Genomic DNA, 22,238 nt, shown 5'->3' with positions numbered 1-22,238 from the left:
GGAAAAACCGGCGCGAGACCAGGCGTATCGCCCGGCCCGCGCCGATCGCAAGCACGGCGCCAACGGCGCCGCGCACGCGATCGATCGACGACCGTCAGACGGCCATCACCGTCACCGACTTCGTGACGAGGTACGGCTCGAGCGCTTCCGGCCCGCCTTCCGACCCGTAGCCCGAATCCTTCACGCCGCCGAACGGCATTTCCGGCCACGGCGTTGCCGGCTGGTTGATCCACAGCATCCCGACTTCGAGGCGCTGCGTGAGCAGGTGCACGTTCGCGAACGAACGCGTGAACGCGTAGCCGGCCAGACCGAACGGCAAACGGTTCGCTTCCGCGATCGCGTCTTCGAGCTTGTCGAAACCGCGGACAGCCGCGACCGGGCCGAACGGTTCGTTGTTGAACACGTCCGCTTCGAGCGGCACGTTCGCGATCACGGTCGGCGCGAAGAAGTTGCCTTCCGAGCCGATCCGCTCGCCGCCGGTTTCGATGCTCGCGCCAACCTTGCGCGCGTTGTCGACGACCGACGCCATCGCGGTCAGCCGGCGCGGGTTCGCGAGCGCGCCGAGCGTCGTGCCTTCCTCGAGGCCGTTGCCGACCTTCAGCCCTTCGGCATGCTTGACCAGCGCGCGCGTGAATTCGTCGCGGATGCTGTTGTGCACGAGAAAGCGCGTCGGCGAAATGCAGACCTGCCCCGCGTTGCGGAACTTCGCGCCGCCGGCGGCCTTCACCGCGAGCGCGACGTCGGCGTCCTCGGCCACGATCACCGGCGCGTGCCCGCCCAGTTCCATCGTTGCGCGCTTCATGTGCAGGCCGGCCATCGCGGCGAGCTGCTTGCCGACCGGCGTCGAACCCGTGAACGTGACCTTGCGGATCACCGGGTGCGGGATCAGGTACGACGAGATTTCAGCCGGATCGCCGTACACGAGGCCGATCACGCCCGCCGGCACGCCCGCGTCGACGAAGGCGCGCAGCAACGCGGCCGGCGATGCGGGGGTTTCTTCCGGTGCCTTCACGAGGAACGAGCAGCCGGTGGCCAGCGCAGCGCTCAGCTTGCGTACGACCTGGTTGACCGGGAAATTCCACGGCGTGAAGGCGGCGACCGGGCCGACCGGCTCTTTCACGACCGTCTGCTGTGCGCCGAGGTTGCGCGGCGGCACGATCCGGCCGTACACGCGGCGGCCTTCGTCCGCGAACCATTCGATGATGTCCGCTGCCGACAGCACTTCGACGCGCGCTTCGGTGAGCGGCTTGCCCTGTTCCTGCGTCATCAGCTGCGCGATCGCGTCGGCGCGTTCGCGCACCAGCGCGGCCGCCTTGCGCATCGTCGCCGCGCGCTCGTGCGCAGGCACCTTGCGCCATGCTTCGAAGCCGCGTTGCGCGGCGGCGAGCGCACGGTCGAGATCGGCGATGCCCGCGTGGGCCACCTTGCCGATCGGCTTGCCGGTCGCCGGGTTCACGACGTCGATCGTCTTGCCGCTCGCAGCATCGACCCACTCGCCGTCGATCAGCAGTTGCGTATCCGTATAAGTCACGTTAGCCATCCAGACACCCCTACATTGCGTCGATAAACGCGCGCTGCCGCGAACGGCCGCGCGCCGGTTGACAGAAAAATCCAGGCCGCCGGGCAGGCACGCACCCGGCGGCATCGACGGCGGGCACGCCGGCCCGCCATCGTTCCGCATGGGGCCGCGCTCAGCGCGCGGCCGCCGTCGCCTTGCGGAGTTTCGCGACGTCCGCCGCCTGCACGGCCGGCGCGCCGTTGTTCCAGCCGGCGCGCATGAAGGTCAGCACGTCGGCGATCTGCCGGTCGTTCAACTGGTTCGAGAACGCCGGCATCGGATACGCGGACGGCACGCCATCGATCACGAGCGTCTCGCTGCCGTTCAGCGTCACGTTGATCAGCGACGCGGCATCGGCTTCGAGCACGTTCGGATTGCCGGCGAGCGGCGCGAGCAGCGGCGCATAACCGCGCCCGTCCGCGCCGTGGCAATGCAGGCAGTAAGCGTTATACACCTTCGCGCCCGGATCGGCTGCCGGCCGGCCCAGCACGACCTGCGTCGCCTTCGGATCGTAGCTGTACGGCGGCGCGCCCGTGCCGCCCGCGGCCGGCAGCGATTTCAGGTAACGGGAAATCGCCGCCAGATCGTCGTCGGAGAGCGCCTGCGTGCTGTGGTTGATCACGCTGACCATCGAGCCGAACGCGGTCGCATGGCGGTTCGCGCCGGTCTTCAGGAACTGCGCGACCTCGGCCTCGTTCCAGCGGCCGAGCCCCGTGTTGGGCTCGCCGGTCAGGTTCGACGCAAACCAGTTGTCGATCGGCGCGCCCGACAGGAACGCCGCGCCGCCTTCGTCGAGCGCCTTCTCCTGGAAGCCGACACCGCGCGGCGTGTGGCACGACCCGCAGTGCCCGAGCCCCTGCACGAGATACGCGCCGCGGTTCCACACCACGTCCTTGGCCGGCTTGTCGGCATAAGGCGTCGTGTCGAGGAACACCAGGTTCCACAACGCGAGCGGCCAGCGCATGTTGAGCGGCCACGGGATGTCCGACGGCCGGTTCGCCTGCTTCACCGGTTCGACGCCGTGCATGAAGTACGCATACAGCGCCTTCACGTCGTCGTCCTTCAGCTTCGCGTACGACGGGTACGGCATCGCCGGATACAGGTTGTGACCGTCCTTCGCGACGCCCTTGCGCAGCGCGCTTGCGAAGTCGGCTTCGGTATAGCCGCCGATGCCTGTCTCCGGATCGGGCGTGATGTTGGTCGTGTAGATCGCGCCCATCGGCGTGACCATCTTCAGGCCGCCGGCGAACGGCGTGCCGCGCGGCGCGGTGTGGCACGCGACGCAGTCGCCCGCTTTCGCGAGATAGGCACCGCGTGCGACGAGCGCGCTGTCGGCGGGCGCCGTCTGCGCGGCATGCGCAAACGTGCCGGCCAGCAGCGCGGACACGGTGAGCAACGACGTGCCGAGCATTTTCAGGGTGAGGTTTTGCATGTTCGTCGCCTCCCCTCAAGCCGTCTTCAGCTGGTCGCCGACCGGCAGCTTGCGCAGCCGCTTGCCGGTCGCCGCGAAGATCGCGTTCGCCACGGCCGCGGCCGTCGCGGCCGTACCCGGCTCGCCGATCCCGCCCGGCGCTTCACCGCTTTTCACCAGATGCACGTCGATCGGCGGCGTCTCGTTGATCCGCAGCATCCGGTAATCGGTGAAGTTGCTCTGCACGACACGGCCGTCCTCGATCGTGATCTCGCCGTACAGCGCGCCCGTGATCCCGAAGATGATGCCGCCCTGCACCTGTGCCTCGATCGTGTTCGGGTTCACAACCATCCCGCAATCGACCGCACAGACGACACGCTTCACCTGCACCTCGCCGTTATCCACCGCGACATCGACGACGATCGAGAAGAAGCTGCCGAACGCGTGCATCACCGATACGCCGCGCCCTTGCCCCGTCGGCAACGCCGGGCCGCCCCAGCCGGCCGCCTTCGTCGCGACGTCGAGCACGTTGCGGGCGCGCGGCGTCTTGTCGAGCAGCGCACGGCGGTATTGCACCGGATCGGTCTTGGTCTGCGCGGCCAGTTCGTCGATGAAGCTTTCGACCACGAACGTGCCGCGCGTCGGGCCGACGCCGCGCCAGAACGCGGTCGGCACGTGGCGCGGCTCCTGGCGCACGTAGTCGACCAGCTGGTTCGGCAGGTCATACGGCAGCTCGGCCGCGACCTCGACCGCATCGGGATCGACGCCGTGCTGGAACGCCGGCGGCGCGAAGCGCGCGATGATCGACGAGCCGACGATCCGGTGCTGCCACGCGACCGGCTTGCCGTTCGCGTCGAGGCCGGCCGAGATCCTGTCGTAGTAGCACGGCCGGTACATGTCGTGCTGCACGTCTTCCTCGCGCGTCCAGACCACCTTCACCGGTGCATTGACCTGTTTGCCGACCTTCACGGCCTGCCCGATCATGTCCGTCTCGAGCCGCCGGCCGAACCCGCCGCCGAGCAGGTGGTTGTGCACGACGATCCGGTCGGGCGCGAGGCCTGTGAGCTGCTGCACGGTATCGCGCGCCCGCGTCGGCACCTGCGTGCCGACCCAGATCTCGCAGCCGTCGCCGCGCACGTGCACCGTGCAGTTCACCGGTTCCATCGTCGCGTGGGCAAGCAGCGGCTGCTCGTAGACGGCGTCGACGCGCGTCTTCGCATTCGCGAATGCCTTGTCGACGTCGCCGTCCTTGCGGGCGACCGCGCCCTTGCCGTTCGCCGCCGCCTGCGCGAGATCGGCGAACAGGTCCTTCGTCGAGACCTTGGCGCCCGCACCCTCGTTCCACTTCACGACCAGTGCCGACGCGCCGCGCTTCGCGGCCCACGTGTGATCGCCGACCACCGCCACCGCGTTGTCGACGCGCACCACCTGGCGCACGCCGGGGATCTTCTTCGCAGCCGTGTCGTCGACGCTCGCGACCGTGCCGCCGAACACCGGGCTGTTCACGATCACCGCGTACAGCATGCCGGGCAGGCGCACGTCGAGCCCGAACTGCGCGGTGCCGTCGACCTTCTCCGGCGAATCGAGCCGCTTCGCGGGCGTGCCGATCAGCTTGAAATCCGCCGGCTTCTTCAGCGCGACGTCCTTCGGCACCGGCAGCCTGGCCGCCGCATCGGCGAGCTGGCCGTACGACGCGCGCCGGCCGCTCGGCGGATGCTGCACTTCGCCGTTCGCGGCGCGGCAGGATGCCGGATCGACGTTCCATTGCTTCGCGGCGGCCGCGACCAGCAGCGTCCGTGCGGTCGCGCCTGCACGGCGCAGCGGTTCCCACGCATAGCGCACCGACGTCGAGCCGCCAGTGAGCTGGCCGCCGAGCAGCGGATCGAGGAACAGCTTCTCGTTCGGCGGCGCATGGTCGAGCGTCACGCTCGACAGCGGCACTTCGAGCTCTTCCGCGATCAGCATCGGCAGCGCCGTATAGACGCCTTGCCCCATCTCGACCTTCGGCATCACCAGCGTGACCTTGCCGGCGCGGTCGATCTGCACGAACGCATTCGGTGCGAACACGCCCGCGCGCGCGGTTTCATCGCCGTCGCCGCCGATTACCGAACGGCGCGCATCGTCGCCCGCGGCCGGCAGGCTGAAGCCGAGCAGCAGGCCGCCGCCGGCCGCCGCGCCCAGCGACATGCCGAGCTTGAGGAACGAACGGCGCGACACGCCCGCGCCGGCCCGACCTGCTTCTATCAGTCCTCGGGACATGTCAGGCCTCCTTCGCGGCTTGCTTCACGGCCGCGCGAATCCGGTTGTACGTGCCGCAGCGGCAGATATTGCCGGCCATCGCCGCGTCGATGTCGGCGTCGCTCGGGTTCGGGTTCGACGCGATCAGCGCGGTGGCGGCCATCACCTGTCCCGACTGGCAGTAGCCGCACTGGACGACGTCGAGCTCGCGCCACGCCTGCTGGACCTTGTGGCCGGCCGGCGTCGCGCCGACGGCTTCGATCGTCGTGATCTTGCGGCCCGCGACGGCCGCGACCGGCAGCACGCACGAGCGCGCGGCGACGCCGTCGAGATGCACGGTGCACGCGCCGCACTGGGCGATCCCGCAGCCGAACTTCGTGCCGGTCAGGCCGACGACGTCGCGCAGCACCCAGAGCAAGGGCATGTCGTCGGGGGCGTCGACCGAGCGGGTTTCGCCGTTGATGTTGAGGGTGATCATTCAGCCTCCGGGGCCGGTGTATTGGGGAAGCGACGCGAACGATGCGCCGCGTGGTGTCGTCATGTTGTCATCGCCGCCGCACGCCGTGCGGCGGGTGCCGTGCGGCCCGGGTGGGGGCGAGCCGCGACGGTGCTGCTGCTTGCTTACTCGGCGACGTCGATACCCGACAGCACCTTGATGACCGGCGGCGCGGTGAACCAGTCGGCCGACTTCGCACGGAATTCGCCGAAATACGGGCTCGCGAGGTGCGCGTCGAAAGCCGCCTGGTCGTCGTAGATCTCGTACAGGTGCAGGTTCGGCGAGCCGTCCTGCTCGCGGAACAGGTCGTAGCGCCGGTTGCCCGGTTCGGTACGCGTCTTCGCGACCATGCTGCGCAGTTCCGCCTCGGCGGCCTCCGCGTGTTCGGGTTTCAGGAACAGGGAAGCAATCACGTGCAGCGCCATCTTGTCACTCCTATCGAAACGGAATCGGGAAAGCCGCCCGCCGGCGTCATGCAACGCATGTCACGCCGGCGGGCGGCCGGTCAATGCTGCAAGCCGGTACCGTCGTGTCAGGCCAGTTCGTCCGGGCCCACGCGCACGACGACCTTGCCGAAGTTCTTGCCGGCAAGCAAGCCGATCAGCGCGTCAGGCGCATCGGCGAGATCGGGGACGACGTCCTCGAGCGTCTTCACCTTGCCCTGCGCGACCCATTCGCTCATTTCCTTCATGAACGGCGCATAGCCGGTCGCATAGTGATCCAGGATGATGAAACCCTGCATCCGGATGCGCTTGCGCAGGATCGTGCCCATCAGTGCCGGCACGCGGTCGCGGCCGGTCGACACGGCCTTGTCGTCGTAGGCCGCGTCGTTGTAGTGCGCGATGATCCCGCATACCGGCACGCGCGCATGGTCGTTGAGCAGCGGCCACACCGCGTCGAACACGGCCCCGCCGACGTTCTCGAAATAGATGTCGATGCCGTTCGGGCACGCGTCCTTCAGCTTCGCGGCAAACGCCGGGTCGCGATGGTCGACGCACGCGTCGAAACCGAGCGTGTCGGTCACGTACGCGCACTTGTCGGCACCGCCCGCGACGCCGACCACGCGGCAGCCCTTCAGCTTCGCGATCTGGCCGACCACCGCGCCGACTGCCCCGCTCGCCGCCGCGACGACCACGGTTTCACCGGCTTTCGGCTCGCCGATCTTCAGCAGCCCCGTATAGGCGGTGAAGCCCGGCATGCCGAGCACGCCGAGTGCGTAAGAAGGATGGGCGAAGTCGCGGCCGAGCGGAATCAGGTCGCGTCCGTCGGACAGCGCATAGTCTTGCCAGCCGGCCCCGGCGACGACGAGATCGCCTTCGCGGAACGCCGGCAGGTTCGACGCCACGACGCGGCTGACCGTGCCGCCGACCATCGGCTGGCCGAGTTCGGCCGGCGGCGCATAGGACGGCGCGTCGCTCATCCGGCCGCGCATGTACGGGTCGAGCGACAACCAGACCGTGCGCAGCAGCACCTGGCCGGCGCCGGGCGTCGGCACGTCAGCGGATTCGGTGCGGAAGTTGTCCGGCGTCGGCGCGCCGACCGGGCGCGAATTCAGGATGATCTGGCGGTTTGCGGTCTTGCTTTGCGGCATGTGAGCCTCCGTCAACAGGAATGGACGTGCTTCGTGGGCACGATCGGATCAGGAATGGACCAGCGGGAGACGCACGCGGGCGGCAGCATCGGCGCTCAGGCCGTCGCGGCTGCATACGTGCGGTTGAATCAATCGGGACAGCGTAACGCGGCGTGGCACGTTCGTCATGCGTATTTGAGTAGACCAGTCGTCTAGAATCAGGGTAAAAACAAGGCGCGCCGATGCGCGCCCAGGTTACGACTGCGCACCGCTCGGCTCGAGCGGCGGCAGGTTCAGCATGCGCCGCGTTTCGACCATCGCCCTTTCGAGCGGCTTGCGGTTGCGGTGAATCTTTTCCAGCAGCGTCGCGCCCAGCCACAGCTCGTAGAGGATCGCGGCCGTATGCGCCGGATCGGCGACCCCGCTCAGCGAACCGTCGGCCAGCCCGGCCTCGATACCGCCCGCGAGCCGCTCGATGATCTGGCTCGTGCCCTGCCGCAGCACTGCGCGCATCGCCTCCGACAGATCCGACACTTCCGCGCCGAGCTTCACCGCGAGGCACTTGCCTTCCGGATCGTCCGCGCATTGCGTGTGCAGCCAGTTGCGCCAGTACGTCATCAGGCGCTCGGCGCCGGTGCCGGCCTGGTGCTTGAGCAGGTTGTCGAGATGCGCGAGATAGCCGTCGAAATACGATTCGAGCAGCGCTTCGCCGAATGCCTCTTTCGAGCCGAAGTAATGGTAGAACGAGCCCTTCGGGATGCCCGCCGCGGCGAGAATCTCGTTCAGACCGACCGCCGAAAACCCCTTGTGGAGCATGATCGGCTTCGCGATATCCAGGATGTGCTGGCGGACTTCCGCGCCTGAAGATGCATTCATGATGGCGTATGTTAGCAACGATTAGACCGGTCGTCTAGTAACGTCGATCCGGCATGTTGAGCGGCACTTTACCCGATCCCCGCCAAGCGCCCAAACGTCGCGCCGGCATTCCTCCCGCTTTTCCCGCTCCGGCGCATGTGGGGCGTCACACGCACGACTCGGTTTCGTCGCGGGCGTTTCATCGATCTCCCGCATAAATACGCGCGGCGCATGTGCCGGCGATCGGGTCTTTCCGGCCGGCATTGCACACGTGTGCAATGCGCCGGATCGTCGTTGACGCCTCCCGAACCCGTGACCAGGAACGCCCATGACCGCTTCGAAACCCGCACGCCCGTCCGCGCCGAACCGCCGGCGCTTCATCCAGCGCGGCGCCGCGCTGACCCTGTCGCCGCTCGTCGGCACGCTGGCCGCCTGCGGCGGCGACGGCAGCCCGACGTCCGCGTCGTCGTTCGCCGCCGCCGGCGCAGCGGATGCATCCACGCGCAACTACGGCATCGCCGACCGCTCGATCACGATCAACGTCGTCAACGCGATTCCGTCGACGACGCTCGCGTACGGCAACGCGGCGAGCCAGAGCGGCTCGCTGCCGCAGGCGTCACAAACGCAGGTTGCGACCGGGCAATCGACCGCCGTCAGCGCGTCGAACAGCTGGGGCGACTGCACGGGCTCGTTCAGCCTTGCCGGCGGCGACGCATCGTTTGCGGTCGCGTACACGCATCCGTTCGGGTCGCAACCGACCACGGTCAGCGTCACGCCGTCGGCCGGCTACGTGTCGGGCGCCGATGCCGCGACGTTTCCCGGTCACGACTCGGTCGCGAATCTCACGCTGTATCGCGGTGTGCCGACCGCGAACGGCGCGTGGGTCGTCCCGCTCTCGCAACTCGCGACGCCGCCGGCCAACAACTGCCAGGATTTCGCGAACAGCATGTTCGGCAGCAACGTGCGCACGGCCGCGGCCATCCAGTCCGCGTACCAAAGCACCGGCCCGCTCGGCTATGTGCCGCCTGCCGACTTCACCGGCGGCCAGCTCGCAGGCTTCGTCGCGCAATGGGTGCAGCGCTGGCAGAACGGCGCGGCGTATGGCGTGCTGCCCGCTGCCGATGCGCAGCTCATCGACGCGTTGAACCAGTACGTGTCCGGCGCATCGAGCGCCGGCCCGCTGACGATGTGGGTGCCGCAGATCGCGTGGCAGGCCGGCACCGATCCGGCGGTGTTCGCGCTGACGGGCTATCGCGCGTTTCCGTTCGCCGATGCGCAGGGCAACTGGATCCCGGGCACGCTGTCCGCGTTCCTGACGCTGCTCGCGGCCGGCTCGCATATCGTCGCGATCAGCGCGGCGAGCGACCTGCCGGCGGGTGTCACGATGCAGGCGTTCGACAGCTTCATGGGCGCGAGCGGGCTGACGACGTCGACGGATATCGGCAACTCGCACTACGCGTCGGTCCTGAACACGACCGGCCGCTATTACCTGAGCGTCGGCAGTGATTTCGCGCCGGCGAACTGCGGGCTGTTCCTGTCGTTCCTGTACGGGCGCACGGTGAACAACCTGCTCGCGGGTGCCGGCACGTACAACACGTTCATCCAGCTCGAAGGCTGGCAGGCCGGCGGGTCGCGGCACAACGCCGACTATGCGACGTATCAACAGACGCTGTGGAACATCTCGACGTATGGGGCATCCGCGTATAGCGAAAAGCGCGCGACGTCGATCTTCCTCGCGCCCGCCGGGTGGACGCCGCAGGTCTATCAGACGACGCGGATGATGCCGTACGTCGGCGCCTATGCGCAGTCGAACGGGTCGCCGCAGGGCTGGCTGAACACGTCGCTCGTCACGATTCCGGCGGACGCGCCGGCGCTGCCTTCGCGGTATGTGTCGAGCTGATTGGTATCGGTGGGTGGGCGAGCGGTTGAAGGTGTAGCCATACCCGCTGCTTGCTTCCCCGCTTTCGGGCTCACGGCGTGCGTCACCATCTGCTGACGCACGCTTGCGGTTTCGCCGTCAGCGCGGCGCTTCGTCGGCGCGCTTTCGCGTGCGCGCCCGCCGCTCGTCCCGTTGAGTGGCCGGCGCTGCCTTGGCGCCACGCAGCGGCGACCGACGCGCGAGCACCGTCATCTCACGTCGCAGCGCATCGAGTTCCTTGCTCCGTGCCGCATCGGTCGCCTGCGCGCCGTCGAGCTGCCCCTGCAGCACGCCGCATCGATGCAGCGCGTCGCCCAGCTGCGCCTGCAGCGCGCCCACGTCCTTGCGCTGCTGCGCATCGCGTTGCTCCGCGCGCGATGCCATCGCATCGAGTTCCTTTTGCAGCCGCGCGGCCGCGAGCCGCTCGCGATCGATTTCCTGAAGCGCCCGCTTCTCCGACGCGCGCAAGCGTTCCTCGGCCCGGCCGGCGTCGTCGCGCAGCCGGTCGAGCTGCGTCGTGAAATCCGCGCGTGCCTGCGCGAGTGCGCGGTCGCCTTCCGCGTTGTCGGCCGTGAGGCGTTCGATATCCGCTTGCAGCGCTTGCCGCGATGCGTCGTCGGCCGCCCTCGCCTGCTCCAGTTCCTGAATGCGCACCTGCGCGGCCAGCAGCGCGGCCGTGCGTTGCTCCAGCGCGGTTTCGGTACGGGCCAGCTCGGCCTGCAGCGCCGCGACTTCCGCTTTCGCGGCCGCCCGCTCGGCTTCGACCTCCGCGCGCAGGGCATCGAGTGCGGCGGCCGCGTCGGTGCTCGACCGACTCCAGAGCGCCGCGACCAGTTCACCGGCGGCCGCCTGCAGATCGGCCGGCAGGTCGGGATGTTCGATGCGGACACGACTCTTTTCCCGCAACTCGGCCCAGAACTCGCCGAGGACGGCCGTCGGCGTGCTCATGCTGCCCTTGCGGACAAGCTGGTACAGGCGGTTCGCGGTGGGCGTGATGCCGAAGCGGAAGAACAGCAGCGCGCAGGCTTCGCGATACAGCTCGCGGGTTTTCGGGAAGTCGGCCTTGAGGCGCTCGATTTCGGCGGTCAGGCGGGCGTCGTCGGTAGCGAGATCGGACATGACGGGGTTGGGTCGGTAATTTCGTAAATAATATAACGTAAACCGTTAAATATCCAATTTTTCAGGGCGTGAGATTTGACATTATTTCTATAATGTCGAGATGGTGGGGCTCGGTTCCGCGCATGAAATCGTCGAGCGCAATGCCCCGCCTCTCGTCCCCGCCCCAGCCCGCCTGCGCACAAAAACGCCTCTGCAGTCACCGTAAAAAACCGTCACCATTGCCCGATTGAAAGCCGGCCGCCCTGCTTCGCGGCGCCGTCGGTATCCCTCCGCTGCGTCAGCGAACAACAGAAGGACGAGGAGCCCGCGTTGCGCACATTCCGGATCGGCTTCCGTGGCTTGTTCATCAAGCTCGTGCCGACGTTCATCGTCGTGGGGTTCGTGGCGATGGTGCTGTCGTCGGTGCTGACGAGCGTGCTATGGCGCGCGCATGCCGAAAGCGATATCCGCCGGTTTCTCGGCAACCTCGACCGCCCTGCACTGGCCGCCGCAGCCGGCGCCGTCGACCTGCGCGACCCGGTTGCATGCCGCGCGGCGGCCGACGCGCTGTTCTGGCAGATCGCGCGGGTCGGCGCGCGCGACGTGATGGACTTCGCGCCGATGATGGGCTTCTTCGGCGCCGGCCGGCTGCAGGTGCGCATTGCGCGACCGGATGGCACCGGATGTGCAACCGCGCCGGCCGCGTCGGCGTTGCTGGCCGACACGTTCGCAGCCGCACCGGCCGATCCGGCTGTGCCCGACACGATGCTGCGCCGCGACGGCGACTGGGCCATCGTCACGCCCGTCGCGCTGGCGGGCGGCGCCATCGCGCGGATCGGCGTCCATTACTGGCCGGGCTGGCAGTTGCACTACGAGATCGCGGACGATGCGTCCGCGTACGACCTGATGCGCACCGTGCTGTATCTGGGCGCGATGGGCGCGAGCTTCGCGGGGCTGCTGGTCTGGTTGCTGGTGCGGCGCGTCCGGCGGATGACGGCCGCGGCCGATCGCTGGGCGGCCGGCGACCTGTCGGCACGGATCGCCGACACGTCGCGCGACGAACTCGGCGCACTGGCCGCGCATTTCAACCGGATGGCCGATGCGCTCGCGCGTGCGTTCGGGATGCAGAAGGCGCTCGCGGTGTCGGTCGAGCGCACGCGGATCGCGCGCGACCTGCACGACACCGCGAAGCAGCGCAGCTTCGTGCTCGGCCTCAAGCTGACCGAGCTGGAGTACGAGGCGCAGCGCCACCCCGACCTGTTGCCGACCGTCGGCGCGGCGCGGCGTCTGGCCGATCACCTGCAGCAGGATCTCGACAACGTGGTGACCGGCTTCAGCCTGCCCGCGATTGCCGAGGATGGCCTGCGCACGGCCGTTTCTCAGGCGGTGCACGACCTGCTGGCCGGCTCGGGCATCGACTGGTCGCTCGATCTGCCGGAAGGCGCTGCGCATGCGCTCGACGCCCATCCGGCAGCCGCACACGAACTGCTGATGATCACCCACGAGGCCGCCGCGAATGCATTGCGCCATAGCGGCTGCCGGCGTATCGACATCGTGTGCGAACCGGGCGATGCCGTGCGTGCGCCTTCCGGCGCACCGGCGTCGTGCTGGCGCTGGGTCGTGCGCGACGACGGCAGCGGCTTCGACCCGGCCGCCGTGCCGGTCGGCATGGGGCTTGGCAACCTGCGCTGGCGCGCCGATGCGCTGCCCGGCGGCATGCTCGACATCGCGTCGGGCGCGGACGGCACGTGCGTGACCGTCCATTTCAATCCGTTGGAGATGGCATGACCACCATCCTGATTGCCGACGACCACGCGGTCGTGCGCGAAGGCATCCGCGGGCTGCTGCGGCTCGATGCGTCGTTCGAGATCGTCGCGGAAACGGACGACGGCGCGTCGACGATCGAGCAGGTGCGCGCGCATCGCCCCGACGTGCTGCTGCTCGACCTGATGATGCCCGGCATGGGGCACGCCGGCGTGCCGGCCGCCATTCGTGCGATCCGGGCAGCGAGCGCCGATACGCACATCATGGTGCTGACTTCGTCGGACGACGATGCGCTGGCCGTCGCCGCGATCGACGCCGGCGCCGATTCGTTCCTGCTGAAATCGATGCGCGGCGAGCGTCTGCTGCAGGCGATCCATGCGGCCGTCCACGGCGAACCGACGCTGCACCCCGGCATCGCGCAGCGCATGATCGGCGCGTTGCGCAAGCCCCCGCGCAGCCCGTTTGCCGCACTGACCGCGCGCGAACTGGAAGTGCTGCGCTGCCTCGCCGAAGGCGGCAGCAATGCGCGCATCGCCGCGACGCTCGGCATTACGGAAAAGACCGTCAAGACGCATCTCGGCAACGTGATGTCGAAGCTGCATCTGTCCGATCGCACGCAAGCCGTCGCGCTCGCGTGGCGGGAAGGACTGATGGCGCCGAAGTCCTGATTTCCGCTGCCGGCAGCGCGTCGGCGACGCTTCCCGCTTCCCGTCCGGCATGGCCGTGCCGTGCGCTCGCCCGGACGATACGCACCGTCTGCGACTTTGGTCGCATGTTTCCCGCTCGAGCACACGACCTTCGCCCGATGTGCCGGCGCGGCAGCATCTCTAAAGTGGCGCTGTCGCGCGATCGAGCGCATTCGTTTCGGCGGAAACATGAGACCGGTCTGGCTGCTGCTCCTCCCTGTCGTGCTGGCGGCGTGCGCGCCGCTCGAGCTTTCCGCCGCCGGCCGCGACGTGCGCATCGTCATGCGCGACCCCGGCGGAAACTGCCGTCACCTCGGCGACGTGACGGGCAGCCGCGGCAACTTCCTGACCGGCGGCTTCATCCCGGACGCGACGCTCGAGACCGGCGCGCGCAACGACCTGAAGAACCGCGCGGCCGCGCTGGGCGGCAACGTCGTGGTGCTGCTCACGCAACGCGGCGTGCAGAGCGGGAGTTTCGACGGCAGCGAAGGCGGCTATCTGCGGCAGACGGGCGTCACGCTGACCGGCAGCGTCTATCGCTGCCCGGGCGCCGGAGCGTGACGATGCGCCTCTTTGCGACCTTGATCTGGAGCCTCGGCGTGTCCGGCTGGTTGCCCGGCTGCGGCCGCGACGGCAACGAAGCCGTCATGCCGGGCGGCTTGCCGGCGCCGCCGCCCGGGATGCAGTGCGCCGCGTCCTGGCCGGACGACATGCCGGAAACGGTCGCTGCCGGCACCGGGACGCCCGTCGCGCCATTCCCGGCGCAACGGACACCGTAGCGCGCCGGCGCCGATTCAGCGCGACGCCGGCGCGGCGACCGCCGCCCGTGACGCGCGTTCGCGCTTCGCCGGGTGCGTCTCCGGCATCCGCCAGTACACGAGCAGCGAAATCGCCGCGCACGCGGCGACGTACCAGAAGAACATCGTCTCGTTGCCGTTCGCCTTCAGCCGCAGTGCGACGAACTCGGTCGTGCCGCCGAGGATCGCCGTCGTCAGCGCATAAGGCAGCCCGACTGCCAGCGCGCGGATTTGCGGCGGAAACAGCTCGGCCTTGACCAGCATGTGCACCGACGTGAAGCCGCTCAGCACGACCAGCCCCGCGAACACCAGCGCGAACGCGGCGAGCGGCTCGTGCACGTGCCCGAGCGTCGTGAAGATCGGCACGGACAGCAGCGTGCCGCCGATCCCGAACCACAGCAGCACCGGCCGGCGGCCGACGCGATCCGACACGAGGCCGAACAGCGGCTGCAGCGGCATGTACAGCAGCAGCGCGGCGGTGCAGATCCAGGTCGCCGTTTCCTTGTGCAGCCCGACCGAGTTGACGAGGTATTTCTGCATGTAGACCGTGTACGTGTAGAACGCGACGGTGCCGCCGACCGTGATGCCGATCGCGAGCAGCAGTTCGCGCCAGTGCGCCGCGAGGTCGGCCGTGATGCGCGTCTTCGCCGCGCGCGCCCGGCTGGCGATGAACGCGTCGCTCTCGACGACGTTGCGGCGCATGTAGAGCGCGAACAGCGCGAGCACGCCGCCGACGAAGAATGGAATCCGCCAGCCCCAGCGTTCGAGGTCGTGCGTGCCGGCGAAGATCCGCTGCATCGCGAGCATCAGGCCGAGCGCGACGAGCTGGCCGGCGACCACGCTCACCTGCAGGAAGCCGACGTAGAAGCCGCGCCGGTTCGGCGGCGCGATCTCGCTCAGGTAGGTCGCGCTGGTGCCGTATTCGCCGCCCATGCTGAGCCCCTGCAGCAGCCGCGCGGCGACGAGCAGCGCCGGTGCGAGCACGCCGATCGTCGCGTAGCCGGGCGTGACGGCGATCAGCATCGATCCCGCGCACATCGCGAGCACCGATTTCGTCAGCGCGGCCTTGCGTCCGCGCCGGTCCGCATACAGGCCGACGAGCCAGCTGCCCGCCGGCCGCGCGATGTATCCGACGGCAGCGATCGCCGCGGTGTTCATCAGTTGCACGGTCGGCCGGTCGGCCGGAAAGAACGCCGGCGCGAAGTAGATCGAGAAGATGCTGTATGCGAGAAAGTCGTACCACTCGATCAGGTTGCCGGCCAGGCCGCCGACGATCGAACCGATGCGCGGCGGCTCGCCGGCCGCTCCGGTAGGGGAAGTTGCCACGGGTTGTCTCCTGTCCTGGCGAAGGTGTGCCGGGCGGTCGTCCTTGCCGCCCGTGCGCCGGCGCGCTTACGCGCGATCTGCCCCGTAGCGGGCGTCGAGTGCGTCGAAGCGCGCCTTGTCGACGAGCCGCTGCCGTTCGGCGAACGGTGCGACGAGCGCGGGATCCTCGTCGAGCCGCCCCGTATCGCGCAGCACCGTCAGCGCGGCCTGCATCCCGCGCACCGCGCCCTGCAGCGCCGCGTTCGCGTACAGCACCACGCCGTAGCCGAGGCGCGCCAGGTCGTCGCGCGAGCGCGTCGGCGTCTTGCCGCCGATCACGATGTTGATGAGCTGAGGCGTGTCGAACAGTGCCGGCAGCCGCTCGACGTCCTCCGGCGTGTCCATCGCCTCGATGAACAGCACGTCGGCCCCCGCTTCCGCGTAACGGTGCGCACGCTCGATCGCGTCGTCGATGCCGTGGACCGCGGCCGCATCGGTACGCGCGACGATCAGCAGGTTGGGATCCACGCGCGCGTCGACCGCCGCCTGCAGCTTGCCGACCATCTCGCCGGCCGGAATCACTTCCTTGCCCGCGAAATGGCCGCATTTCTTCGGCAGCACCTGATCCTCGAGCTGGATCGCGTCGGCGCCGCTGCGCTCGAGCGTGCGCACGGTGTGCAGCACGTTCAGCGCATTGCCGAAGCCCGTATCGGCATCGACCATCAGCGGCAGGTCGACCGCATCGCGCACGCGTGCGGTGTGCTCGGCCAGCTCGCCGAGCCCGACAAAGCCGAGATCGGGCAAACCGAGCGACATGTTGGTGACGCCGGCGCCGCTCAGGTACAGCGCGCCGAAGCCGAGATCGGCCGCGACCCTGGCGCTGAGCGCGTTGAACGTGCCGGCGACGAGCAGCCCCTGGCGGGCGGCGATGCTGCGCCGGAACCCGGCGCGACGAAGTGCGGTGTGATCTGACATGCGGGGCCTCATTGGTCGAAACGAAACAGGGTGCGCGGCGTATCGCGGAGCACGCGCATGCGCTCGCCCGGGTCGGGCAGCCAGCGCTCGAGCGCTGCCACCGACGCGTCGAAATCGACGCGCTCGCGATGCTGCGTGTGCGGCCAGTCGCTGCCCCACACCAGCCGCTCGGCCGTGAACGCGGTACGCAGCGCGCGCGCGGCGCCAAACGCGTCGATCGCGCCGTCGCCGGCCACGCTGTTGCGATACGCGGCCGACAGCTTGACCCAGACGCGGCCGGTATCCGCGAGCAGCAGCAGGCGGCGGAAGCTGGGCGCGCGCTCGCCGAGCGCGGGCGACGGGCGGCCGAAATGGTCGATCACCAGCGTGCACGACTGCGCGAGCAGCGGTGCGGTGATCGCGTGCAGATCTTCGATGCCGCGATGGATCTCGACATGCCAGCCGAGTGCGTTGATGCGGGCGAACAGCGCGCGCCAGACGGGCGCACCGAAATCCGGGATCGGCAGCCCGACGAGGTTCAGCCGCATCCCCACCACGCCAGCCTGGTCGAGTGCGTCGAGATCGCTGTCGGAAATCGCCGGATCGACCATCGCGACACCGCGGAAGCGGCGCGGGTAACGGCGCAGCACGTCGACGAAGTACGCGTTGTCGGTGCCGAGGAAGCTCGGCTGCACCAGCACCGCGTGCGTGATGCCGTGTGCGGCGAGATGCGCGACGTACGTATCGAGCGACGCGTCGTAGTCGGGTGCGTGCCGGACCACGGGCGCGAGCGGCAGGCCGCGCGCGAACACGTGCGCATGCGCATCGACGGCGACGACGGCGGGGTCCCCGGCGTACCACGCGTCCACTGACGGCGCGGCCCGAACCTGTTCGACGAGGTGATTCACGAGGCAATCCATGACAAGTGGGCAACAGGCACCCGGCCGATGCTCCGCCGGGCGATTCGATGGCGTGAAGCGGCGAAACCTATAGCGACGCCTCGGCGCGTGGCTGGCTTTCGGCATCCGCGTCGCCGCCCGGCGCCGCGCCGGACAGCCGGCGGCTGCCCGTTTCGGGCAGGAACCACACCGCGATCACGACCAGCCCGTAGGCGATGCCCGCGTCGATGCCGAGTGCCGTGCCGAGCGGCAGCGATTCACCCATCCGCCCGACCAGCACCGGGAAGCCGGCCGACACGATGCGGCCGAAGTTGTAGCAAAAGCCGACGCCGCGGCCGCGCACGTTGCGCGGGTAAAGCTCGTTGAACAGCGTGCCGAGCGTCGCCGGGATGCCGGCCGAGAACAGGCCGAGCGGGAAACCGAGCAGCAGCATCGCGACGTCGTTCAGCGGCAGGAACACGTACAGGTTCACCATCACCGCACAGCACGCGGCGAACAGCATCACGTTGCGGCGGCGGCCGATCTTGTCCTGCAGGTACGCGCTGAGGAAGCAGCCGCAGATGAACGCGACGATCACGACCGCGAGATACGCACCGGTGCCGAGCACCGACAGGTGACGCTCGGTCTTCAGGTAGGTCGGCAGCCAGATCGTGATCGCGTGATAGCCGCCGTGCGCGCCGACGCCGATCAGCCCGCCGACCACCGTCGCGCGCACCACGGAGCGATCGAAGATGCCGATCGTCGGCCCGTCGTCGGCGCTGGCCGTTGCCTGAACCGACGCATCGACCGGCGTCGCGCGCGGCGGCTCCGGAATCGCGCGGCGGATATACAGCACCAGCAACGCGGGCAGCGCACCGATCGCGAACAGCACGCGCCACGCCCATTCGGCCGGCAGCCAGGCGAACACCAGCATGTACAGCAGCACGGCCCCGCCCCAGCCGAAGCCCCATGCACTCTGCACGATGCCCATCGCCTTGCCGCGATGGCGCGCGCCGACCGTTTCGGCGAGCAAGACGGCGCCGGCGGTCCATTCGCCGCCGAATCCGAGCCCCTGCAGCGCCTTCAGCACCAGCAACTGTTCGAAGTTCTGCGCGAACGCACTCAGGAACGTGAACAGCGAGAACCAGCACACGGTGATCTGCAGCGCCCGCACGCGCCCGTAGCGGTCGGCGATCATGCCGGCCAGCAGCCCGCCGAGCGCACCCGCCACGAGCGTCGCGCCGCCGATCAGGCCGGCCTGCCCCTTGCCGATGCCCCAGGTCGTGAGCAGCGCGGGGATCACGAGGCTGAACATCTGCGTGTCGAGCCCGTCGAGTGCCCAGCCGGCAAAGCAGCCGCGCAACGTGCGCCGTTCGGTCGTCGATAGCTCGCGGGTCCAGTTCAATGCAGGTCTCCTCGTGTAGTCGTTCCGTCGTCGGGCGCCGGATGTGGTGGCTCGATGAGCATCCTATGAAGCGTGGAGATAATTCGCTACTATGTTTTGAATAATTATTCATAACGCAAGCTTATGGAAATCAGGCACGTTCGCTACTTCCTCGCGATCGTCGATACGGGCAGCTTCACGCGCGCGGCCAACGAGCTCGGCATTGCGCAGCCGGCGCTCAGCCAGGCGCTGAACCGGATGGAGAAGGAACTCGGTGTCCGGCTGTTCGATCGCTCGCGGCGCGGGGCCACGCTGACGGCGGCCGGCCTCGCGATGGTCGACGACCTGCGCCTCAGCCTCGCGCGCCTCGACGCGGCCGCGCACCGGGCCGGCGAGATCGGCGCGCAGCGCGCCGGACGCCTGACGATCGGGTTCGTCAGCGCCGCGCTGTTCGACACGCTGCCGCGCACGATCCGCGCGCTGCGCGAAAGCACGCCCGACGTCGAACTCGTGATGCGCGAGATGAGCAATGCCGAGCAGGCGATCGCGCTCGAGCGCGGCGAGATCGATATCGGCCTGCTGCATACGCCGGTCCCCGTCAACGGCCGGATGCGCGAGAAGCTGATCCGGCGCGACCCGCTCGTTGCCGTGCTGCCGAACGATTTCCGGCGCCAGCCCGACGGCACGGTCACGCTGCAGGATCTCGCCGGCGCCGGCCTCGTATGGTTTCCGCACGACCAGTTGCCGCTGATCCGCGCGGGCATCCTGAGTGCGTTCCGGCAGGCCGGCCACCCGGTCGACATCGTGCTCGACGTGAACCGCACGCTCACCGTGGTCTCGTGCGTCGCCGCCGGATGCGGCGTGTCGCTGCTGCCGCATTCGATCCATACGTTCGCGTTCGAAGGCGTCGCCTACAGCACCATCCGCGACGGCGGTGCGCTGCCGCTGTTCGAACTCAGCGCGATCTGGCCCGCGCGGTCGCGCCCGACGCTCGCGGATCGCTTCGCCGCGCTGCTGCCGTCGGCGGACGTGCCGCGCTGACCGGCCGGGCCGCGCCCGGCACCTGTCATGGATCTGCCACCGTCGACCGGTAGCGTTCGGGTCTGACCCACGCTATCGACAGACGAATCCGCCATGCAGCGCACGTCGCGCGCCACGCCCCACGTTTATGCGGCCACGTCCCGCGCCCTCGCCGTCAGCCTCGCGATCAACCTGCTGCTGCTCACCGTCGAAATGGTCGCCGCATGGTCCGCGCATTCGTCGGGGTTGCTCGCGGACGTCGCACACGCGGCAATCGATCTCGCGGCCGACGCGCTGATCCTCGTCGCATGCCGGCTCGACGCGCGCCTGCCGCCGGAGCGGCGCCCGACCTACGAGCCGCTCGCGCTCGCGGGCCTCGGCACGTTGCTCGTCGTGACCGGCGCGCAAATGATCTGGCACGCGGCGAACCGTTTCGCCGCGCCGCCCGTCGTGCAGCCGGGCGCGACGACGCTCGCGCTCGTCGCCGTCACGCTCGCCGGCAAGGCCGGGCTGTCGCACTGGATGCTGCGCAAGGCGCGCGAGACGGGCTCCGCGCTGCTCGAGGCGAGCGGCTGGCATGTCCGGACCGATGCGCTGTCGTCGTTGCTGGCGGCGCTCGCGATGAGCGCGGCGCTGGCCGGTTTCGGCCGTCTCGACGATCTGGCCGCGCTCGCGATCGGCGCGCTCGTGATCCGCACGGGCGCCGGTTTCATCCGGCGCGGCTGTGCGCAATGGCCGGCGTTGTCGGCATGGGCGGGTCGGTCGACGCGCGGCTCGTGAATGCGGGCGGCATCGCCGTGCATCGGGCGGGTAGCGACTGCCGCTAGCAGCCCCGCTGAACGAAAAAGAGGCTCGCGCCGTGCGAGCCTCTTTTGCATGATGTCGCCGCGATCCTGCGGCGCGCGCCACGTCGACCCATGTCGATGTATCGCCAGACGAATGCGACCGGTTCCGATGCATCGACCTCGGTTGTCGCTTAGCCGAGCGGCACGACGCTCCCGAGCAGAATCCGTACGAGCGTCGCCTGGCGCGTGACGCCCGTCTTCGAAAAGATCGCGCGCAGATGCGTACGCGCCGTGTTCTTGCTGATCCCCGATTCCTCCGCGGCCTCTTCGAGCGTCAGCCCGTTCGTCAGCAGCAGCGCGAGCGACGTCTCCGCAGGCGTCAGGTCGAACAGCTTGCGGATGATTTCCTGCGCACCCTGCGGCTTGCGGTCGGGGTCGCGCAGGAACAGCGTGACGGCCGGCCGCCGCTTGTTGTCCTCCGACCAGTCGGACAGCAGCACCGTGCGCACCAGCAGCCCGAGACGCGGCTTGTCGAAGCTGCGCGTGATCGGCATCGCCTCGACGGTCGCCGCGGCCGTGCCGTGGTGCCCCATCACCGCGTGGCGAATCAACCGCTTCAGCGTGCGGTTCTCTTGCGCGTCGGTCGCCTCGATCGTGCCGCGTGCAATCGTCAGACCGTTGTTCTGCTTGAGGATCTCGTCGGCGACGCTGTTCAGGTCGATGATCGCGCCGTTCTCGTCGAGCGTGATCGTGCCGATCTGCATCCGGTTGATCGCGTTCGCATAGATCGAGCGCTCGACCTCGGCCGTGTCGAGCCGCGAATGCAGTTCCACCGCGCGCTTCAGGTGCGGCAGCAGCAACGCGCAGATCGCCTTGTCGCGCGCGGAAAACTGCTTCGACGCATGGTTGCGGCACACGCGGAAGCGGCACTCGACGCCCGACGACGTGCGCAGGTCGGCGCCGAGGATATAGCGCACGTCCTGCGGCTTCAGGAACTGCTTGTACAACTCGCTCGACAGCCAGCCCGTGTCGCCGAACACGTCGTCGACCGTGACCACGCGATCCGCCGGCAGGCCGACGAACGGGTCGAGCGAATAGTAGTAGTTGTTGTACGACGCCTCGCCGTCGCCCGGGACGACCGGGCCGAATTCCGATGCGTGCACGGACAGCGGCGCGCGACGGTCGCTCGCGGCCGCGCGCAGGATCAGCGTCACGTAGTTCGCCTGCAGCCAGCGGCGGACCAGTTCGAGCGCACCGGCCCACGGCGGCGTCTCCAGCGGCCCCTGGTAGATGCGCGCCATCAGCTCGCTGAAATCCGCGACGCCGATGTCGGCCTCGTCACTGGTTGCCTGGCTCTCTTGCGGAGCCCATCTCGTCTCCATCAGCACGCTCCATCCTCCATACGACATGTTTCCGACGCGACTCAACCGCGCCGCCATGATTAAGACGCGTCTAAATTCCGGCGTCATCGGGAGATTTACTGAATGGTGAGAATTGGCCATCCGGGCGAACGAACCATCG

Annotated in this window: 20 protein-coding genes; 7 read left to right on the top strand and 13 right to left on the bottom strand. The window is 68.9% G+C overall.

Annotation, left to right across the window (positions count from 1 at the left end; genetic code table 11):
- Nucleotides 1-94: 94 nt before the first annotated feature.
- The 7 genes from BDI24065_RS05990 to BDI24065_RS05960 form a co-directional block, all read right to left on the bottom strand.
- Complete coding sequence (locus BDI24065_RS05990) at nucleotides 95-1,540, bottom strand: NAD-dependent succinate-semialdehyde dehydrogenase (RefSeq protein WP_175030439.1); 1,446 nt, start codon at nucleotides 1,538-1,540, stop codon at nucleotides 95-97.
- A 151-nt stretch (nucleotides 1,541-1,691) separates the two neighbouring features.
- Entirely contained in the window at nucleotides 1,692-2,990 is a 1,299-nt protein-coding gene (locus BDI24065_RS05985; protein ID WP_175030438.1) for a cytochrome c, read from the bottom strand.
- A gap of 15 nt (nucleotides 2,991-3,005) precedes the next feature.
- Complete coding sequence (locus tag BDI24065_RS05980) at nucleotides 3,006-5,228, bottom strand: xanthine dehydrogenase family protein molybdopterin-binding subunit (protein ID WP_175030437.1); 2,223 nt, start codon at nucleotides 5,226-5,228, stop codon at nucleotides 3,006-3,008.
- 1 nt (nucleotide 5,229) lies between these two features.
- Nucleotides 5,230-5,685, bottom strand: coding sequence for a (2Fe-2S)-binding protein (locus BDI24065_RS05975; RefSeq protein ID WP_043183740.1), 456 nt, complete (start codon nucleotides 5,683-5,685; stop codon nucleotides 5,230-5,232).
- Between the two features lie 143 nt (nucleotides 5,686-5,828).
- A complete protein-coding gene (locus BDI24065_RS05970) occupies nucleotides 5,829-6,128 on the bottom strand; it encodes a putative quinol monooxygenase (RefSeq protein ID WP_175030436.1) in 300 nt (99 codons plus the stop codon).
- A 107-nt stretch (nucleotides 6,129-6,235) separates the two neighbouring features.
- On the bottom strand, nucleotides 6,236-7,294 hold the full coding sequence (locus BDI24065_RS05965) for an NADP-dependent oxidoreductase (protein ID WP_175030435.1): 1,059 nt from the start codon (nucleotides 7,292-7,294) through the stop codon (nucleotides 6,236-6,238).
- 234 nt (nucleotides 7,295-7,528) lie between these two features.
- Complete coding sequence (locus BDI24065_RS05960; RefSeq protein WP_175030434.1) at nucleotides 7,529-8,149, bottom strand: TetR/AcrR family transcriptional regulator; 621 nt, start codon at nucleotides 8,147-8,149, stop codon at nucleotides 7,529-7,531.
- A gap of 307 nt (nucleotides 8,150-8,456) precedes the next feature.
- On the opposite strand from BDI24065_RS05960, the gene BDI24065_RS05955 reads away from it, so the two are divergent.
- The gene (locus BDI24065_RS05955) at nucleotides 8,457-10,028 is read left to right on the top strand and encodes a hypothetical protein (protein ID WP_175030433.1); all 1,572 of its coding nucleotides are present in this window, start codon (nucleotides 8,457-8,459) and stop codon (nucleotides 10,026-10,028) included.
- Between the two features lie 117 nt (nucleotides 10,029-10,145).
- On the opposite strand, the gene BDI24065_RS05950 is transcribed toward BDI24065_RS05955, so the two are convergent.
- Nucleotides 10,146-11,165, bottom strand: a complete 1,020-nt coding sequence (locus BDI24065_RS05950; RefSeq protein ID WP_175030432.1) for a DNA-binding protein — start codon at nucleotides 11,163-11,165, stop codon at nucleotides 10,146-10,148.
- Nucleotides 11,166-11,474: 309 nt separating this feature from the next.
- Between BDI24065_RS05950 and BDI24065_RS05945 the strand changes: the two genes are divergently transcribed.
- The 4 genes from BDI24065_RS05945 to BDI24065_RS05930 all read left to right on the top strand — a co-directional run bounded on the left by BDI24065_RS05945 (nucleotide 11,475) and on the right by BDI24065_RS05930 (nucleotide 14,373).
- Nucleotides 11,475-12,932, top strand: a complete 1,458-nt coding sequence (locus BDI24065_RS05945; RefSeq protein WP_175030431.1) for a sensor histidine kinase — start codon at nucleotides 11,475-11,477, stop codon at nucleotides 12,930-12,932.
- Nucleotides 12,929-13,576 carry a response regulator gene (locus BDI24065_RS05940; protein ID WP_175030430.1) on the top strand — a complete coding sequence of 216 codons (648 nt, stop codon included), beginning with the start codon at nucleotides 12,929-12,931 and terminating at the stop codon, nucleotides 13,574-13,576. Before BDI24065_RS05945 ends, BDI24065_RS05940 begins: the two co-directional genes overlap by 4 nt.
- Nucleotides 13,577-13,783: 207 nt before the next feature.
- The gene (locus BDI24065_RS05935) at nucleotides 13,784-14,155 is read left to right on the top strand and encodes a DUF4156 domain-containing protein (RefSeq protein ID WP_175030429.1); all 372 of its coding nucleotides are present in this window, start codon (nucleotides 13,784-13,786) and stop codon (nucleotides 14,153-14,155) included.
- Nucleotides 14,156-14,157: 2 nt separating this feature from the next.
- Complete coding sequence (locus tag BDI24065_RS05930; protein ID WP_254609689.1) at nucleotides 14,158-14,373, top strand: hypothetical protein; 216 nt, start codon at nucleotides 14,158-14,160, stop codon at nucleotides 14,371-14,373.
- Nucleotides 14,374-14,388: 15 nt separating this feature from the next.
- On the opposite strand, the gene BDI24065_RS05925 is transcribed toward BDI24065_RS05930, so the two are convergent.
- From BDI24065_RS05925 to BDI24065_RS05910, 4 genes are all read right to left on the bottom strand, one after another.
- Nucleotides 14,389-15,717, bottom strand: a complete 1,329-nt coding sequence (locus BDI24065_RS05925; protein ID WP_175030428.1) for an MFS transporter — start codon at nucleotides 15,715-15,717, stop codon at nucleotides 14,389-14,391.
- Nucleotides 15,718-15,783: 66 nt separating this feature from the next.
- Nucleotides 15,784-16,671, bottom strand: a complete 888-nt coding sequence (locus BDI24065_RS05920) for an isocitrate lyase/PEP mutase family protein (RefSeq protein ID WP_175030427.1) — start codon at nucleotides 16,669-16,671, stop codon at nucleotides 15,784-15,786.
- 8 nt (nucleotides 16,672-16,679) lie between these two features.
- Nucleotides 16,680-17,570: an amidohydrolase family protein gene (locus BDI24065_RS05915; protein WP_175030426.1), complete on the bottom strand. Its 891-nt coding sequence runs from the start codon at nucleotides 17,568-17,570 to the stop codon at nucleotides 16,680-16,682.
- Between the two features lie 67 nt (nucleotides 17,571-17,637).
- Complete coding sequence (locus BDI24065_RS05910) at nucleotides 17,638-18,933, bottom strand: MFS transporter (RefSeq protein ID WP_175030425.1); 1,296 nt, start codon at nucleotides 18,931-18,933, stop codon at nucleotides 17,638-17,640.
- A gap of 123 nt (nucleotides 18,934-19,056) precedes the next feature.
- On the opposite strand from BDI24065_RS05910, the gene BDI24065_RS05905 reads away from it, so the two are divergent.
- Together BDI24065_RS05905 and BDI24065_RS05900 are read left to right on the top strand one after the other, a co-directional pair.
- Entirely contained in the window at nucleotides 19,057-19,953 is an 897-nt protein-coding gene (locus BDI24065_RS05905) for a LysR family transcriptional regulator (RefSeq protein ID WP_175030424.1), read from the top strand.
- A gap of 93 nt (nucleotides 19,954-20,046) precedes the next feature.
- Nucleotides 20,047-20,712 carry a cation diffusion facilitator family transporter gene (locus BDI24065_RS05900; RefSeq protein WP_175030423.1) on the top strand — a complete coding sequence of 222 codons (666 nt, stop codon included), beginning with the start codon at nucleotides 20,047-20,049 and terminating at the stop codon, nucleotides 20,710-20,712.
- Nucleotides 20,713-20,908: 196 nt separating this feature from the next.
- Here the strand turns inward: BDI24065_RS05900 and BDI24065_RS05895 are convergent, their stop codons facing one another.
- Complete coding sequence (locus tag BDI24065_RS05895; protein ID WP_175030422.1) at nucleotides 20,909-22,099, bottom strand: helix-turn-helix transcriptional regulator; 1,191 nt, start codon at nucleotides 22,097-22,099, stop codon at nucleotides 20,909-20,911.
- Between the last annotated feature and the right edge of the window lie 139 nt (nucleotides 22,100-22,238).

It is taken from the genome of Burkholderia lata (assembly GCF_902499025.1).
Classification (GTDB): Bacteria; Pseudomonadota; Gammaproteobacteria; order Burkholderiales; family Burkholderiaceae; genus Burkholderia; species Burkholderia lata_C.
Note: the sequence above shows the minus strand (reverse complement) of the source record. Positions and strands in the feature narration are given on the sequence as shown.